This is a genomic window from Rhodococcus koreensis, assembly GCF_900105905.1.
GTDB lineage: Bacteria > Actinomycetota > Actinomycetes > Mycobacteriales > Mycobacteriaceae > Rhodococcus_F > Rhodococcus_F koreensis.
In genome coordinates this window covers 811,947-826,613 of the sequence record NZ_FNSV01000005.1, presented here as the reverse complement: position 1 = coordinate 826,613, position 14,667 = coordinate 811,947, and the positions used below count along the sequence as shown (strand labels likewise).

Annotated in this window: 12 protein-coding genes, 1 tRNA gene and 1 pseudogene; 2 read left to right on the top strand and 12 right to left on the bottom strand. The window is 64.8% G+C overall.

The window, feature by feature from the left end; genetic code table 11:
- Window positions 1-99: 99 nt before the first annotated feature.
- The 3 genes from BLV94_RS08465 to BLV94_RS08455 all read right to left on the bottom strand — a co-directional run bounded on the left by BLV94_RS08465 (window position 100) and on the right by BLV94_RS08455 (window position 2,324).
- Window positions 100-711 (bottom strand): nuclear transport factor 2 family protein, encoded by a 612-nt coding sequence (locus tag BLV94_RS08465; protein ID WP_072949453.1) that lies wholly within the window; start codon window positions 709-711, stop codon window positions 100-102.
- A 69-nt stretch (window positions 712-780) separates the two neighbouring features.
- Window positions 781-2,004, bottom strand: a complete 1,224-nt coding sequence (locus tag BLV94_RS08460; protein ID WP_072949452.1) for an NAD(P)/FAD-dependent oxidoreductase — start codon at window positions 2,002-2,004, stop codon at window positions 781-783.
- On the bottom strand, window positions 2,001-2,324 hold the full coding sequence (locus tag BLV94_RS08455; RefSeq protein WP_072949451.1) for a 2Fe-2S iron-sulfur cluster-binding protein: 324 nt from the start codon (window positions 2,322-2,324) through the stop codon (window positions 2,001-2,003). Before BLV94_RS08455 ends, BLV94_RS08460 begins: the two co-directional genes overlap by 4 nt.
- A gap of 17 nt (window positions 2,325-2,341) precedes the next feature.
- Between BLV94_RS08455 and BLV94_RS08450 the strand changes: the two genes are divergently transcribed.
- Window positions 2,342-2,848 carry a FadR/GntR family transcriptional regulator gene (locus BLV94_RS08450; protein ID WP_255315044.1) on the top strand — a complete coding sequence of 169 codons (507 nt, stop codon included), beginning with the start codon at window positions 2,342-2,344 and terminating at the stop codon, window positions 2,846-2,848.
- Between the two features lie 71 nt (window positions 2,849-2,919).
- Here the strand turns inward: BLV94_RS08450 and BLV94_RS08445 are convergent, their stop codons facing one another.
- From BLV94_RS08445 to BLV94_RS08405, 9 genes and pseudogenes are all read right to left on the bottom strand, one after another.
- Window positions 2,920-4,224 (bottom strand): MFS transporter, encoded by a 1,305-nt coding sequence (locus BLV94_RS08445; protein WP_244163561.1) that lies wholly within the window; start codon window positions 4,222-4,224, stop codon window positions 2,920-2,922.
- 672 nt (window positions 4,225-4,896) lie between these two features.
- The gene (locus tag BLV94_RS49960) at window positions 4,897-5,346 is read right to left on the bottom strand and encodes a response regulator transcription factor (RefSeq protein WP_074933704.1); all 450 of its coding nucleotides are present in this window, start codon (window positions 5,344-5,346) and stop codon (window positions 4,897-4,899) included.
- Entirely contained in the window at window positions 5,304-5,735 is a 432-nt protein-coding gene (locus BLV94_RS52075; protein WP_083395526.1) for a tetratricopeptide repeat protein, read from the bottom strand. Before BLV94_RS52075 ends, BLV94_RS49960 begins: the two co-directional genes overlap by 43 nt.
- Before the next feature lie 527 nt (window positions 5,736-6,262).
- Window positions 6,263-6,333 (bottom strand) — tRNA-Gly (locus tag BLV94_RS08430).
- A 119-nt stretch (window positions 6,334-6,452) separates the two neighbouring features.
- Entirely contained in the window at window positions 6,453-8,159 is a 1,707-nt protein-coding gene (locus BLV94_RS08425; protein WP_072949442.1) for a DEAD/DEAH box helicase, read from the bottom strand.
- A gap of 214 nt (window positions 8,160-8,373) precedes the next feature.
- Window positions 8,374-9,705, bottom strand: a pseudogene (locus BLV94_RS08420) (ATP-binding protein); the annotation flags it as partial.
- Window positions 9,702-10,100, bottom strand: coding sequence for a hypothetical protein (locus tag BLV94_RS08415; RefSeq protein ID WP_072949440.1), 399 nt, complete (start codon window positions 10,098-10,100; stop codon window positions 9,702-9,704). The pseudogene BLV94_RS08420 and the gene BLV94_RS08415, both read right to left, overlap by 4 nt.
- A 40-nt stretch (window positions 10,101-10,140) precedes the next feature.
- A complete protein-coding gene (locus tag BLV94_RS08410) occupies window positions 10,141-10,458 on the bottom strand; it encodes a hypothetical protein (protein WP_072949438.1) in 318 nt (105 codons plus the stop codon).
- A gap of 822 nt (window positions 10,459-11,280) precedes the next feature.
- On the bottom strand, window positions 11,281-12,456 hold the full coding sequence (locus BLV94_RS08405; protein WP_371851611.1) for an IS701 family transposase: 1,176 nt from the start codon (window positions 12,454-12,456) through the stop codon (window positions 11,281-11,283).
- A 664-nt stretch (window positions 12,457-13,120) separates the two neighbouring features.
- On the opposite strand from BLV94_RS08405, the gene BLV94_RS08400 reads away from it, so the two are divergent.
- Window positions 13,121-14,653 carry an FtsK/SpoIIIE domain-containing protein gene (locus BLV94_RS08400; RefSeq protein ID WP_371851610.1) on the top strand — a complete coding sequence of 511 codons (1,533 nt, stop codon included), beginning with the start codon at window positions 13,121-13,123 and terminating at the stop codon, window positions 14,651-14,653.
- Window positions 14,654-14,667: the final 14 nt, after the last annotated feature.

Sequence of the window (14,667 nt, the reverse complement as noted above, 5' to 3'; positions counted from 1 at the left end):
TCTCCAACGCGGCGCGGACCAGGTGCGGTGACGTCGACGGGCCGTTCCCGAGCAGAGCCTCGGAGAGCGGCCCGTCGATCGTCGCGGCTAACCGAGTGGTTACGTCGTGATGGCCGGAGTCTCCGCAGCCCAGGCGAAGCTGGTGCGGTAGAGGTCCTCGACCTCGTCCGACCGGTCGTCAGCGTACAGGTCGTCAGTGATGTCGTAACCACTCTGGACGAGGTAGTAGCCGAGGAACCGATAGGGCGCGCGGACGGCCGCGAGCGCGGCCCGGTCGATCTGTGGAATTTCCCCGGGCACGGTCGGAACAAGGCTGTCGCGTTCGTAGATCGGATCCAGGGACACGATCTGCCAGGTTCCGGCCGTCTTTTCGAGTCGGTAGATCAGTCGGGTGAACGAGGTGAGGTCTGCCTCGACTCCTCCGATGACGTCCCGGAATTCAATCCCGGCCGAGATCTCGACAACTGCCCGATCCCCGTGCACGGCGACGACCGGCGGGGACAGCCGGTGCGTGGCCTTCTGGCCTCGGCTGCTCATCTTCTGCGATTCGGCGACGAATTGAGCGCCGGTGACCCGGAACCAACTGAGCCGGATGTGCGCCTCGGGGTGTATGCACTCGCGCATTCGGTCCCACCACCCGCGATCACGCGCCTGCCGTTCCCGGAGGACGATCTGGGTGACCTGTGTGACGTCATCGCTGTTGTCGTTCATGGCTGGACTCCTTCGGCAAGATGAAGTGGTAGCAAGTGATTGCGCCCCGGTTGGGGTGGCGCGGGACGGTTAGCCCGCGAGGTTGCGTGCCAGTGCACGTAAATCAACGGTCTCGTCTGCCTGGTCGGGGGTGAGGGTGCCACCCGCGCCGAGAATCTTGCGTACGGTCAGGTGCGTCATCGGGTCATTGATCGATTCGACGGCGGCGAGCTCGTCGCCGTGAAAGCGGAAGATGGAGAATTTCGTGTCGGTGCCCCGGATGACGGTGCGATCAGAGCGTGCAGCATGGCCCACGATTTGCAGTTTCATGCCGAACTGATCGCTCCAGAAGTAGGGCACCGCACTGTATGTCCCGGTGTGCCCGTTGATCCGTCGGGCCACGTAGCGTGCCTGATCGACCGCGTTCTGTATTGATTCGAGGCGGATTCGGTCACCGCAGGGCGCAGGGAAGTTTGCGCAGTCCCCGACCGCGGAGATCCTCGGGTCGCTGGTGGTCAGGTATTCGTCGACGACGACGCCGTTGGCGACATCGAGGCCGGCCGCCGCCGCAGGCGCGACGTTCGGCACGACACCGCTACCGAGGACGACGACGTCAGCGGCGAGGCGCTGCCCGCCCGTGGTGGTGACGGCGTATACGCGCCCCGCACTGCCTTCCAGCGCGGACACGGCAGTCGAGCAGACCACCTGAACGCCCTGCGCAGTATGCAACTCGGCGAGATGGGCTGCGGCGGTGGTGGACAGGGCCCGACTCATCAAAGTGGGCTTCGCTTCGAGAACGGTGACATCGGCGCCGCGCTTGCGGGCGGCGGCCGCAACCTCGAGTCCGATGAATCCACCGCCGACCACTACCACCCGGCAGCCCTCGCGTAGGTGTTCGCGGAGCGATTCGGCGTCGGCGCGGGTGCGCAACTCCACCACACCTCTGAGGTCCCGCCCCGGTATGTCGAAGGGCCGGGGTGATGCACCCAGCGCCAGGACGAGATGGTCGTAGGCGAGGGGACGGTCGTCGGCGAGGACGACTCGATGCGTGGTCCGATCGATCTGCCTGACCGGGATACCGAGGTGGGTGGCGACCTTGTGCTCGGTGTAGAACGCCGGCGCGCGCAGGCTCAGACTGTCCGGATGCGCTGTGCCCGCGAGATAGTCCTTGGACAGTGGTGGGCGGTGATACGGCAGATGGGGTTCGTCACCGATCAGGGACACGGCCCCGTCGAATCCGGACTCCCGCAGGGCGGCCGCGAGGTGGTGTCCTGCTGTGCCGGCGCCCGCGATGACGATGCGCGGTGTGTTCACAGCTGGGTCCGCGGTGTCTCGACGATCAGGCCGTCCAGGTCTTCGGACACGGTGATCTGGCAGGACAGCCGACTGGTCGGCCGAGATGGCTCCGAGGTGGATTCGAGCATTTCCTCCTCCATCTCGCCACGCTCGCCGACTTTCTCCATCCAGTCTTCGTGGACGTAGACGTGGCAGGTGGCGCACATCATCGACCCACCACATTCGGCGACGATGCCGACCACGTCACCCAACATGGCGGTCTGCATCAGGGTGGTCCCGGGGGAGGCGTCGACGACATCGTCGGTGCCGTCGTTGTGGATGAACGTTACTTTCGGCATGACTGTTCTACCTTCGGATGGATGATGCTGGACGTCGATGGCAAAATCCCGACGATCTCCGAAACATCTTCTGTATCCGATTGCGACTCGAGCCCGAACTCGCCGCGCTCTCCGCGACGCGGCGGTCCGACAGCGATCTTGATGAGCTCGGCGAGCTCGTTCGGGAGACCTTCTCCGCCAAGTCGGAAGACACCCATTGGGAATTGCATCGGCAATTCCACACCGCATTGATCAGTCCCGCAGCCAACGAATGGGACCTGCGAGTACTCGAGCCCTTGTGGGACGCTGCCGAACGCTACATCCGGATCGTATTCGAGCCGTTCGAGGCCGCCCACGTGACAGTGGAGCAACGAGAACGCATCCACAACACGCTGTTGATCGCCGCGCAGAGCAGAGACCCCGAACAGATCCGCGATCGGCTTCACGAGCATCTGGAGAAGAACCTCGCCACCACCTTGAAGCTGATGGAATCCATCGCGCCTCCCAGCACCTCGGCATGGTTCACCCAGCACGAACCGGCCTGAAGTCTTCGGGTGAGGAGCGAGTGCCAACTACTCAGAGTAGGTCCTGCGCGAGGGTTGCCGCGCGACGGCGTTCAGGCCTGGACTCCTTCGGGGCTCGTACTCATGATGGATACCTGTTGCGGTGCGGGAATTTTGATCGCTGCAACAAGTGCAGCGCCAATCAGGAGCGGGATCGCGAAGAGGGTGAACAGTGACGACGGTGTCCAGGATCGGTCGATCAGGACGCCGGCCAGGATCGGCGAGATGATGGCCCCGAGTCGGCCGACTGCCGACGCCCAGCCGACGGCGGTGGCGCGGACGGACGCCGGGTAGCAGTCCGGCGCGAGTGCGTAAAGACCGGTGGCGCTGGCATTGACGAAGACACCGACCGCGACGGCCGCGAGGAGCGCGGTGGTGAGGCTGCCCAACGCCGTGCTCATCGCGAGGAAGGACACGCTCGCGCCGACGAGTGCCGCGATGGTCAAAGTTCGGCTGGTCACCACGATCGCAAGGACGCTGAATGTCAAAGTAGCCGCCGCCCCGCCGAAATTGAGCAGCATTCCGCCGCTGATGCCCTGCTGGGCGGACAGGCCGCTCTGCTGCAGGAGCTTGGGAGTCCAGCTCGCGGCGAAATAGAACGCCGCCATCATGATGAAGAAGGCAGACCCGAGGAGCAGCGATCGGATTCCGTTGCGCCCGCTGAAGATCGCCGCCTTCATGCTCTGTTCGGCCTGCGGTTCCGGTTCCGGCAGTGCCTCGATCGGGGCAAGTCCCATTTTCGGCAAGGTGGTATTGATCGCCTCGAGCGCGCCCGCGGGACGGCGCACCAGCAGATAGTCGATCGACTCGGGCATCCGTGCGTAGACGAGAACGAGCAGCAGAAGGGTCAAGACGGCGCCGGCGACGAAGCTGGCGCGCCAGCTGAAGGTGGAGGTGAGCAGCGCGGCCACCAAGCCCCCGATCACTCCGCCCAGCGGCAACCCGGTGGTGTACAGGGCGATCATGGTTCCCCGGCGGCGGCGGGGAGAGAACTCGGCGGTCAGGACCGGCAGGCTCGCCACCAGGCCGCCGATGCCGAGCCCGGTCAGCAGCCGGCACACTCCGAGTTGCGCGAAGCTCGTTGTGATCGACGCCAATGCCATGGTTACGGTCACCAGGAGTAGACATGCCAGGGTCAGCGGTCTCCGGCCGGTGCGGTCGGCCAGTGGTGCGATGAACGCCGATCCCAACGCCATACCGACCAGGGCACTGCTGAGCAGCAATCCGGTCTGGGAGCCGTTGAGCGCGTACTCCTGTGCGACACCGGAGGCAGCGAACGCCATCAACAGAAGGTCATAGCCTTCCGACAGGACGATCACGAGGCAGATCCCCACGACCATGACCTGGTATTTGCTCATGGGAGCTTGATCTATGGATTCTCGGATGGACATGGATGCGGCCCTTCTGATTGACGAATCGATTTCGTGGTAACGGCAGCGCCGAGTGCTGATGGCGCCGCGGGCTGTGAGCGCGTCGGGATTTCGAAGGTTGACCCCACGGAATAACCAGCTCATGTGGGGCGTGTGCGTCCGCGGGACGCCGGCGAATGTTTGTCGATGTGTATCTCATCGAAGGCGCCGCCCGGGTCCCGGTAGCACAACGAGGTGGTGCCCCGTGCGCGATGCCACTTCCCCCGAAGCGGTAGGTGCAGCTCGTAGAGGCCACCGATGTGGACGAAGGTGTAGCGAAGTTGCATACGACTCGCAGGTTTATAGCAGTTGCACTGCAACGTTATTCGCGGGCTGTCTCATGACTGGTTCCCCGATTGTCGGCGCCGCGAGATCCGTCCCATGTCATCCTCCTCGTTCGTGTTTCATATAACACTCGATGGCCTGGAGTTACTTGACTCACTAGTTGAATGGGACTCACGCTAGAGATGACAGAACTCGACGAATAGCCGCATTGCGCCCTCGATCGTCCACTTCGCGAATTCTTGACAAGCACATCGCACGGATGGCGGAGCCGACGAAAAAGGTCTCGCTGCGCGGCGACCGCGGGCTGCGCCGGGGGAGCGATCAGATGCGCATGTCTCACACATCGAACCACCCCGCGATCTGCGCACGAGAGGGGAATCCGAGTTTGGGGAGAATGTGCTCGACGTGCCCTTGGGCCGTTCGCGGAGAGATCACCAACCGGGACGCGATCGCACTATTGGTCAGTCCTTGGGCAACCAACTCGGCAACCTGCCGCTCACGTTTGGTCAACGTCACCGTCGGAGCCATCACGGCCGGCTGAGATTCCGGTTTCGACTCGCCGAGCGCGTACGCGACCGCCTCGTCCAAGCCCAGATTCCGGCCCCGTCGATACGCTGCCTCGTATAAACGCTTATCGAGGGCCCTACACGCAGCCTGAATACATTCGGTGTGGTATCTGATCAAGCTCGGGAACCACACCGAGAAGGTGCCCACCGACGACGCCAACTCTTCGGCGGCGCCCATCAGGACCACGGCACGCGAGGCGTTCTGTCCGTCGGCGACCATCCAGGCAAGGGCCTCGAGGCACGTGCGGTTGTCCGAGGATTATTCACTTGTCTGCTCAGCCGCAGAGCCTGTTCGATCAGCTCGCTCGCCCGCGCCGGCTTGCCCTGCCGCCAGGTCACAATGGCCATGGCTCTCAGCGTGTACGACCGATACACCGATTCGCCACACGCTGTCGTGACCGCGAGCAACTGCTGATATTGCGCGATAGTCCGTTCGGTCTCACCCAACTGCTCGTACGCCACACCGAGAAAATGCAAAACGCTGATCGGCGGGGCATCCCGTCGGCGCTCGAACAGCCCGAGGGCACATTCGAGGCGTGCGCGCGCGTGCGAAATCACCACCAAACAAAGCCAATAGGCCCTCGGCGTGGGCCGCGATTGCCTGGGCATCCGGATCGGTCATTCGCTCCGCAAGTACTCCGACCTGCTCCACCAGAGCCGTCGCGGTCTCGAGGTCGCCCTGTAATTCGGCGAGGATGCTGTCGGCGTCGCGGTCCTCGCCCCGGCGATCCAGCAGATCCTTTGTCCCAGTCAACCGGCTGGATCGAAATGACCGAAAGAAGAGGAGCGACGCACGACTTCGGTCGGGGGCCCGTCGACCAGCCGTAGTTTGAATATGGAAGTCCGCCGCCGTCCATCGGATCGAACCCTGGAAGTTCACGCGGGTGGTCGCGGTGATCGAGCACTGTGCGGCGAGGGAGTTCGTACGGGACGTGTTCGACTACCATCGCGGCGCGCACCGGGTCGTCACCGCTGATGCGTTCCTCGCCGCGTACCTGCTGACACCGATGCTGGGGTTGCCGATGCACCTGACGAAGGTCGCCGAGGTCGTGCGGGATGGTCGTACTCGCAGCGCCGGGAGGTGGGACTGCACGCGCACGTCGAGATCAGCTATGGGCGGACGGACGGACGGACGGAGCCGACGACGGGAATCGAACCCGCGTATTCAGCTTGGGAAGCTGATGTTCTGCCATTGAACGACATCGGCGCGCACGATATTGGGCGCCCGTAGGCACACAGTTGGACACCCAACTGTGAGCACACTTGCGGGGGATATGTACATCCGCTCACTTTCGATTGCGGAAGTCCCTGGTCCGGGCGTCATTCCTACTCGAACATGCTTTCGGGAAGCCAGTCTGCGTCGAACAGCCGCGCGAGCTTCCCGAACGCCTCGAGATCACCGTCGACACTGGCTGATGTCACCATGAGCCGATTGATCATGATCCGAGCCGCCTGCTCCTCCACCGTTTCGGTGGCGAACAGGAGTGACCATGAGCAGACCTGCCCGTCGCGATGCGCACGGCCCATGGTTTGGCGTGCGGCAATTCCGGAGTAGCGAGGCTGGTGGAAGAACCCGATGCGGCGTGCCGATGAGGCTCGGGAACCGTCGACCATCAATTCGGACGCCTGCAGGTTGATCGCAGATGCGGTGTTAAACACTACGACCGGGTTGTGGCCGCGCTGAAATCTGATGCGTTCCGTCTCGAGATCGCCGCCGCCGAAGATGCGTGAGACGCCGATGCCGTGCTCCTCCACGAGGTTGGCTACCGGGTCGGCGGCCGTGGTGACCAATTCGACGGCGACGAGTACCTGGTAGCCGCGTTCGACGTGTGCGGCTACCAACTCGGCGGTCTGCGGGGCTCTCAGCATGCCTGCCTTCTGCCGGAACCGCATCAGAGCGGCACGGCCGCGGGCGGTGTCGTTCCCCTGGCGGGCGATCCTCATCGCGCTCCGGAACTCACTCCAGTCCTGGTGGTACGCAGCCCATTGGGTGGCGGTGAAGTCGAGTGGCAGGCCGTCGATGGGTGGCGGCCCCCAGGGCGCGTCGCGATGCACCATGACGGGCGGGTCGCAGTCGGTCATCCATTTCCGGACGCGGGTGAGGGCGTGATGCTGCAGCCGCTGAGAACCTTTTGCTTGGTCGTTCCAGTCCCATTTGCCCTTGTCCCACCCGGGAGCCAGGGGAAGTCCATGCTCGACCAGCTTCTTGCCAAGATCGGCCCACTCGCCCGGCGGGTCATCGTGCAGTTGCGCGAAAAGCGAAGACAAGTAGGTGTATTCGCCTGGGTGATGACCCGGCGTCGCCGTCACGGTGATCACGAACGGCGCCTTCTCCGGCGTCGCGGAGAGGCGGTTGACGCGCCGCTGGTACTGGGTGCGCTGGGCGGTGAGGTGCCTGAATTGCTGTGCCTCGTCGTTGATGATGACGGAGAAGGAGTACTTCGGTTGGCCGTTGCGTCCGAGCAACTTCTTGAGCTGGTCCGGGGAGATGATCAGCCACCGATAGCCTCCGTCGCCGAACGCAGCGAGGGCGTCGCGCCACGCGGCGATGGTGATCTGGGCTGGCCGGTCCACGGTGATGAGTACGGTGTCGCCGCCCCCCAATTTCAGCGCAGCCTTCGCGCCGATGATCGCGCTGCCGGTCTTGCCTACACCGGGCTCGTCGGCCAACAGAAATCCGCGCTTGCCGTGGCGAAAGGCCATCGCGATCGCCTTCGCGGCGTCCACCTGTTCTGGCCGCGGTATCTTGTGGAAACCAGTAGCGCCCGGTTGCCGCACGCCGTTGATGTCCTCTTCGACCCAGCGAGCGTACGAGTACGGTTTCGACGCGTAGACGGCGAGTTCGTCGGGCAATTGAGCGCCGATGTAGGCATACGCTTTGAGCGCCTTGTAGTACTTGGCACCGGGTGCGGGCGCCCGGTATGGGACGTCGAGGATCCAGATGCGCTCCCCGTTCCCCGGGGTGGGTATCAGCGGGGCGGCGCTGGCTCGTCTGGGCTTGGAGCGTCGCTGGGTGGTCTTCCGTGCGGACATGAGTGCAGGCTATTCCCAGGGCGAGTCGCCAGGGTCGACTGCGGTGGATGTGGCGGCCCGTCGCGGCGGCTGGCGCCGAGGAATCGCGGGCGCGGGGGCCGATGCAACGGCAGGTCGATCATCTACGTCGATAGTCTCCACAACCACAGGTTCGGCCGACGGTTACAACGCTGTCGACACTATATTGGTTGGCGGCGCAGCCACGAAGTCTGGCGGCCCCGGGGCGTGAGTCGCGGCCGGTGAGTGCGTAGACCCGGGCGATGTCCCGGAATTCGGGCAGGTTCGCGGGTTCCTTCAGTGGTCCGGAGGGGTCGAGGACGACTCCGTAGGCGCCGGCGCGGACCGCCTGGTAGACGATCATCCCGGCGAGGAACGTCTTACCGGACCCGGGCACCGCGACGATGAGGGTCAGACCGGACTTGTGCTTGATCTCGTGCGCGGCGAACAGGTCCCAAATCACCGGGCGCGGCGCGATCGACGAGGTCTCCCCGAGCACCACTCCGCGGCGGTCACCGATTCGGTCACCGGCGGTGGCCATGCCCGCGGCAACTGCTTCGACATCCATGTGCCGCTTGCTGGCGAGCGGCTGGCCGGGGATGAATTCGCGCAGTAGCAGGAACTGTCCGTGCTCGTGCTCGAGGGCGATGTGCGGCTTGTACATCTTCCGCAGACCGGCGACCTTCTTGCGGGCCTCGTCCGGGGTCGTGCCGACGACGGCGACCCGGTACCAGCCGGAGGTGCGGGTGGAGAGCCCGGAGTGGTCTTCCTCGACGTCGGAGATGACGTCCTGGACGCGGGCGTGCTGCTCGGCCAGTTCCTTCGGCGGTACCTGATCGTGTTCGACGGTGTAGTGGTCGAACTGGTGCTCGATCCTTCCCGTCAGCGAGCGCATGGTGCGGATGGTTTTCGCCTTGTCGTGCAGTTCGATCCGATCCGACCATTCCAGCGGCTCCCCGGAGGGGTCGCCGATGACCTGCCAGGGCAGCATCCGCTCCGGAATCGGCAGCGGGGCCATGCGCCCGACCGTCAGGATGATGACGGCACCGGTGTAACGCCGGCCGTCGACCACGCCGGAGACGGTGGTGTAGCCATCCCCGGGTGTCAGGGACAGGTCGGTGAGGTCTTCGAGGGCGGCGACATCACCCTCTTCCCAGTCGCCGCCGCCGGCCACTGCACCCCCCGCCGCGAGCGGCAGACCGATGGTCGCCGACCGCCGGAGCAGGTAGTCGATCGCCGCCGCGTTTTCGCGATCGGCAGGCGACTTCCCGCGGCGCTGGGAGGTCTTGCGCTGCCGCTCCCGCGTGCGGGTGTCTTCCGCGAGGGTGGTGGGGTCCGAGGCGCGGGCGTCGACCTCGGGCGCCTCGGTGACCGGGTGCGGGGGGAGTTCCACTTCCGACCATGCGCGCGGACCCGGCTGCGGGGCCGGGCGCTGCCGCCCCGCTGCCCATGACGGCGGCAGCGCTCCCGGTGGGATCACCGGCACCGGATCTTCGAGCTGAGGGTCGAACAGTGATGCGATGTCGTTGTCGTTGTCGTCCGTGGTCATCGGTGTGCGTCCTCACCGTCGATGCGGACCGTGTCGGGTCGGGTGCCAGCGGTCAGCCGGTCGGGGAGAGTGACGAACACCGTCTCCCCTGCCTTCGGAGGCCGTGGGGCGTTGAGATCGTTGAAGGCCGCCTGAAGCACCGATCGCAGGGGTCGGTCCGGGGTGACGTACTTGGCGATGTGGTGGGTGACGAACACGGTCACCAGGAGCATCAGCATCAGCGGCCGGAACCCGAGCGGCAGGTGCAGGATGGCACGGGCGATCAGGAACACCGCGATGAAGACCAGGACGCCGACCGCCAATGCGGTGTAGCGGATCCGCACCGGGAACGTGTATCCGGTCGGTCCGAGATAGTGCCGGTCCACCCGGTACAGGAGGTCATCGTTGTTGATCACCTCACGCTCCCCGTTTCGTCGCGCAGGAACGATCACGGGGTCAGACGTTGATGCCGAAGAGGCCGAGAGCCCAGTTTCCGATGCCGTTGGCTGCGGATTCGGAGGTGGCGATACCGAGGTATGCAAGACCCACCAACGTCAACCCGCCGACGGTGACCACTTTCGACAGGTTCCCGCGCAGGCCACCGGTCAGGAGGACGCAGGCAATGACGACCAGGATGGTGAAGACGATGTTGTCCTCGATCCACGTCCTGAGACCCCCGGTGCTGACTTCCGTTTGCTGGGCAACGGTCGTGACATCGGGTGCGGGGTAAGCCGCGTTCGCGAGGTCGACGACGGTGGAAGCGAGTGCGGACATTGTGCCTCTCCAACAGGTGCGTAGCTGACATGGGCGAACGTGGTTGTGCGGGAACGTAGAAGAGACGCACCGTGAGAATCAACGTGACCTGTGGATAACTTTTCACTCAGACGCGTGTCGGGCCGGTGCCGGGTGAATCGATGGCCGGGCACGATGACAGCAGGGCGGTGACCGGAAAGAGATTGGGCCGCTGCGTGTGTGCCGCCCGGTGCTGCTCGCCGCTCGGAATCGCGCACGTGGCGTCCGCGCATCATGTGCTCCGAAACCGGCACAAAAGCAACGGATCACCCTGCAATCCGGCTGGGAGTCAGCTGGGCCCGGACGAGTGCCAGGCAACCTATGTTCGGGCACGGCACCACGACCGATCGAACATCACACCCTTCACCGTGTCGCACAGCAGACGCAGTTGAGCATCGCGAACCGGGCGCGAGAGAGGAGTCAGGATTCGCCCGAAACGGCGGAGCATTCACACCGTGCCACCGCCCGCGTGCTCGGGGCAATGGTGGAGAGGGCGGATTTCGGCGATGCGTCGGCGCGCCTCGAAGGGCGGGTGAAAATGCCGTCCCCTTCGGGGTCACTCCCCGGCCCTTCGGGCCTAGTACTACAGGGCTAATGCCTGGATCTTGAGTCGGCGTCTGAAGTGGTGTCTGCGGGCATCGGCTTGGTGCTCGCGTCGGAAGCATGACCAGTGCAGTGCGTGCTCGATCGCGTCTTTGGCCAATTGGCGGACGTTGAATAGCCGTCTGATTTCGGCGACGGTGAGGGGAATCTTGCGTCGGGGCCGGATGGTGGCCTCGGGTGGGTGCCGCCTGCCAGGCCTCGCTATTGTTGATCTTGGGTTTTCAGGTCTTTCGGCAGCGGATCGGGCGACCCCCTTTTGTTCTTGTGTTTGCGGGCGCAGACGGTCAGGAATGCGTGGGCGAGCATCGCCAACGTGACGTGCCGATACCAGGCGTGGTAAAGCCGAACCTGGTAATCATCAAGTCCGACACCGCCTTTGGCGGCCTCGAAGCATTCCTCGATCGGCCAGCGTGCTCCGGCGACTCGAACGAGCTCTCCGAAACCTTCGCGGCGCGGATTGAAGCAATGGTAGAAGGCGAGTTCGCCGTCATCGATCGAGCGGCGAATCATGTACTGGTGCTCGGGGTCGTCGGAATTGATCAGCGCCCAGTCGTAGACCCGGAAGCCTTTCGAGCCGATGCCGCAGGCGCGCCGCTGCCAGTCGTTGGCGGCGAGCCGTGCGGCGCGCTCGTTGATGACGCTCTGTCGGCCGATGTGGTCGGTGAACGCGGTGTTCTTCGGTACCGCCATCACATAGGCGATCTCGGCTTCCTCCAGGTAGGCGCGCAGCCCCGGGTTTTGCCCAAACTCTTCGTCGGCGGTGAACCACTCGAACAACAGCTCGCTCCACCGCGCCCGCTCGATCATGGCCATGACCTGCTTCGGCCTGGTCGCAAACGTCAGGTCGTCCGGGATGCCGGCTTCGGCACACCGAGCCGGGTCACCGAACCAGGAGCCCTCGGGCACATAGAGTTCGCGATCGATCAGGACACGGTCGCGGCCGGTGGTGACATAGGCCAAAAAGGTGCCGATCTGGCAGTTATCGACACGCCCCAGGGTTCCGGAGTATTGCCGTTGCACGCCAGCAGATTTCTTGCCCTTCTTCGCAAACCCCGTCGGATCGGCGACCAGAATTCCGCGCGGGTCGTTGAGATGCTCGATCGCGTAGTCGCATACCAGGTCGCGCAGCGCGTCGGCATCCCACAAGGCAAGGTTGAGGAACCGCTGCATCGCCTTCGGTTCCTTCTCCCCGACATACTCGGCGATGGTCCAGCCGTTCTTCCGCTCGATCGGCGCCAGCAGCCCCCGAAGATACTGCCCGGCATGCCGGAGCGAGTTTTCGTGAACAAACAACGGCTCGATGCGGGCAAGGACCTTGTCGAACTCGGACGCCCATTCCTCCAGATCTACAACAGACACCGCATCAGGATCGAGCACCGGACCATTCTCAACACGCGCAGCCACCACTGCAAGATCCCACGCGCTGCCCCAAGATCAAGTCAGACACGCCGACCGATAGCCCTGTAGTACTAGGGGAGTGTACCTGGGAAAAATGCTCTGCGCCAACCAATGTCACAACATGCTGTTCACGCGCTATGGTGAGCGCTCGCCGGACCGCTCCGCGGATCGCCGCAGTGACACGCCCGAGGGCGATCGCCGACCGCTCCCGAGGAGCGGGTGAAACCGCGTGTGATGTCCGCCGGATCACCCGGTGTCGGGATCGCTCTGTCGCGCACGTGCACGCGCGCCTCGGCACGTCCCTCAAGCGCCCGCGAAGCCATTGTGAGGTTGGTCGACTACCGACTCGCGCAGCCGTCTGAACGCGACTCTCGCAATCGCATGTGGACTAGGGGTAGCCGAGGCTGACGAAGGGCACTGTGCGCCCGCCTCGTCCACGTCGGTATTCGTTGTGGAAGTCGACCGAGCGCAGTCCTTGCCGCACCGTTGGCACACGCGATCCGGTGGGTGTGAGCATGCGCACCTGCACCATCCGGCCGTGACGCCGCGCCCTATCGGCGCAGTGTCACGTACAGGTCGTGAGCAGCCTCTGAGCGAAGTTATCCACAGATCACGTTGAGTGAGATCACCCGAATCTGCCAGTGTGCGCATCCATCACACCCGACCGCATTCCGACGCGGGCATCAATCGAGCAGGAAAGGGGAGAAGCGATGGCGCAGCGGGATCCGCTCAAGGACCTCCTGATCGAACTGTTCGGCCCGCCCCCGGCGCCCGCAATCGGCCGAGCAGTCAGTCGGCACCCGAGCCCGCCGTCGGCGCGTACCGAACCCTCACCCCGGTCGCGGTCGCCTCCGCGGCCCTCGCGTTCTACGCACCCCAACTCGCCGACACCGCGCTCACAGACGCGGTCGACCAGGCCGGCCAGCTCATCACCACGCTCCACAGCTATCGCTGGCCGCTCGCCGTCCTCGCCGCCGCGTGGATCGCGGTCGACATTCTCCGGTGGCGCGGCCACCGACAGGGCCTGGCGCTCGAAGCGCAGTTACGGCAGACGACGCGGCACCTGCCGGTCAAGGTGACCGTCGCGTTCCCACCCGGAATCGGTGCACTGCGCAGCGCAAAGATCGGACTTCCGCGGGGTGCGATCATCCGCCCCAAGGAGATGGACGAATTCACCACCGCCGTCCGAGGAGCAGCCGGCCGCACCGGCACGCACACCTACACCGTCCGCCACCACGCGCACCGCGACCTGATCCTCATCACCCGCACACCGATCGAACCCGACACCCGATCACCCCGCCACAAGGCCCGACAAACCGCGTTGTCCGCCGGCACCATCTTCAAAGAACCCGCCGTCACCGTCGACTCCTGCGACGACGACGGAATCGAGATCGGCTACAAGGTCACCTTCACCCCCTCGCTGAACAGCGGCGCCCGCGGCTTCCAGACCAAGGTCGACGAAGCCCTCGCCGCGCTCGCCGGCCACCACGAATCCGGCCGCACCTGGGCCACCGAGTGGACCCCCTCCGAGGGATACCTGGTGATGTACCTGCGGGCGCCGTTGCCCACCCGCGTCGACCATCCCCTCGCCTTGGTCGATGAGAACCTCCGCCACCTGCCCTACGCCACCGGCGCAGCGAACCTGAGCCTGTACTGGGATGTCTCGACCAAATCGAACAAACCGCACTGCCTGATCGTCGGCCCCACCGGCGGCGGCAAGACCTCAGTCATCCGCACCCTGCTCACCGAGGCCTCACGCCGCGGAATCCCCTTCCTCGGGGTCGACCCGAAGATGATCGAACTCGACGGTCTCGAGGGCTACCCCGGATGCGCGGCCATCGTCTACGACGCCGTCCGTTCCGCGTTGCTCGTGCGCGCCCTGCATGCGGAAATGATGGCCCGCAACCACTACGTGCACGTGAAGAAGATCGAACCCTCGCAACTGCCGTTGCTGATCGCCGTCCTCGACGAGTTCTTCATCCTCTCCGGCAAATGGCAGCGACTGGCCAAGGACGAGGAGATCCGCGCGCAGATCAAGCAACTCGACCCGCTGGGGGCGTGGGCCGACCTCGCTGTCCTGGCCCGCTCGGCCGGCATCCGCTTGCTGCCGGTTCCAGACGTTGTGGGCTGTGCCCGTCAACGGTTGTCCGTTGTGCGGCAATGGTACTGGGGTTGATCGGTCGTCTATCG

What these genes read in the sequence shown, in the direction of transcription:
- BLV94_RS08465 (WP_072949453.1), bottom strand. Translation starts at nt 711, where the DNA reads ATGAACGACAACAGCGATGACGTCACACAGGTCACCCAGATCGTCCTC.
- BLV94_RS08455 (WP_072949451.1), bottom strand. Translation starts at nt 2,324, where the DNA reads ATGCCGAAAGTAACGTTCATCCACAACGACGGCACCGACGATGTCGTC.
- BLV94_RS08450 (WP_255315044.1), top strand. Translation starts at nt 2,342, where the DNA reads ATGGATGATGCTGGACGTCGATGGCAAAATCCCGACGATCTCCGAAAC.
- BLV94_RS08445 (WP_244163561.1), bottom strand. Translation starts at nt 4,224, where the DNA reads ATGAGCAAATACCAGGTCATGGTCGTGGGGATCTGCCTCGTGATCGTC.
- BLV94_RS49960 (WP_074933704.1), bottom strand. Translation starts at nt 5,346, where the DNA reads ATGGTCGCCGACGGACAGAACGCCTCGCGTGCCGTGGTCCTGATGGGC.
- BLV94_RS52075 (WP_083395526.1), bottom strand. Translation starts at nt 5,735, where the DNA reads ATGCCCAGGCAATCGCGGCCCACGCCGAGGGCCTATTGGCTTTGTTTG.
- BLV94_RS08425 (WP_072949442.1), bottom strand. Translation starts at nt 8,159, where the DNA reads ATGTCCGCACGGAAGACCACCCAGCGACGCTCCAAGCCCAGACGAGCC.
- BLV94_RS08410 (WP_072949438.1), bottom strand. Translation starts at nt 10,458, where the DNA reads ATGTCCGCACTCGCTTCCACCGTCGTCGACCTCGCGAACGCGGCTTAC.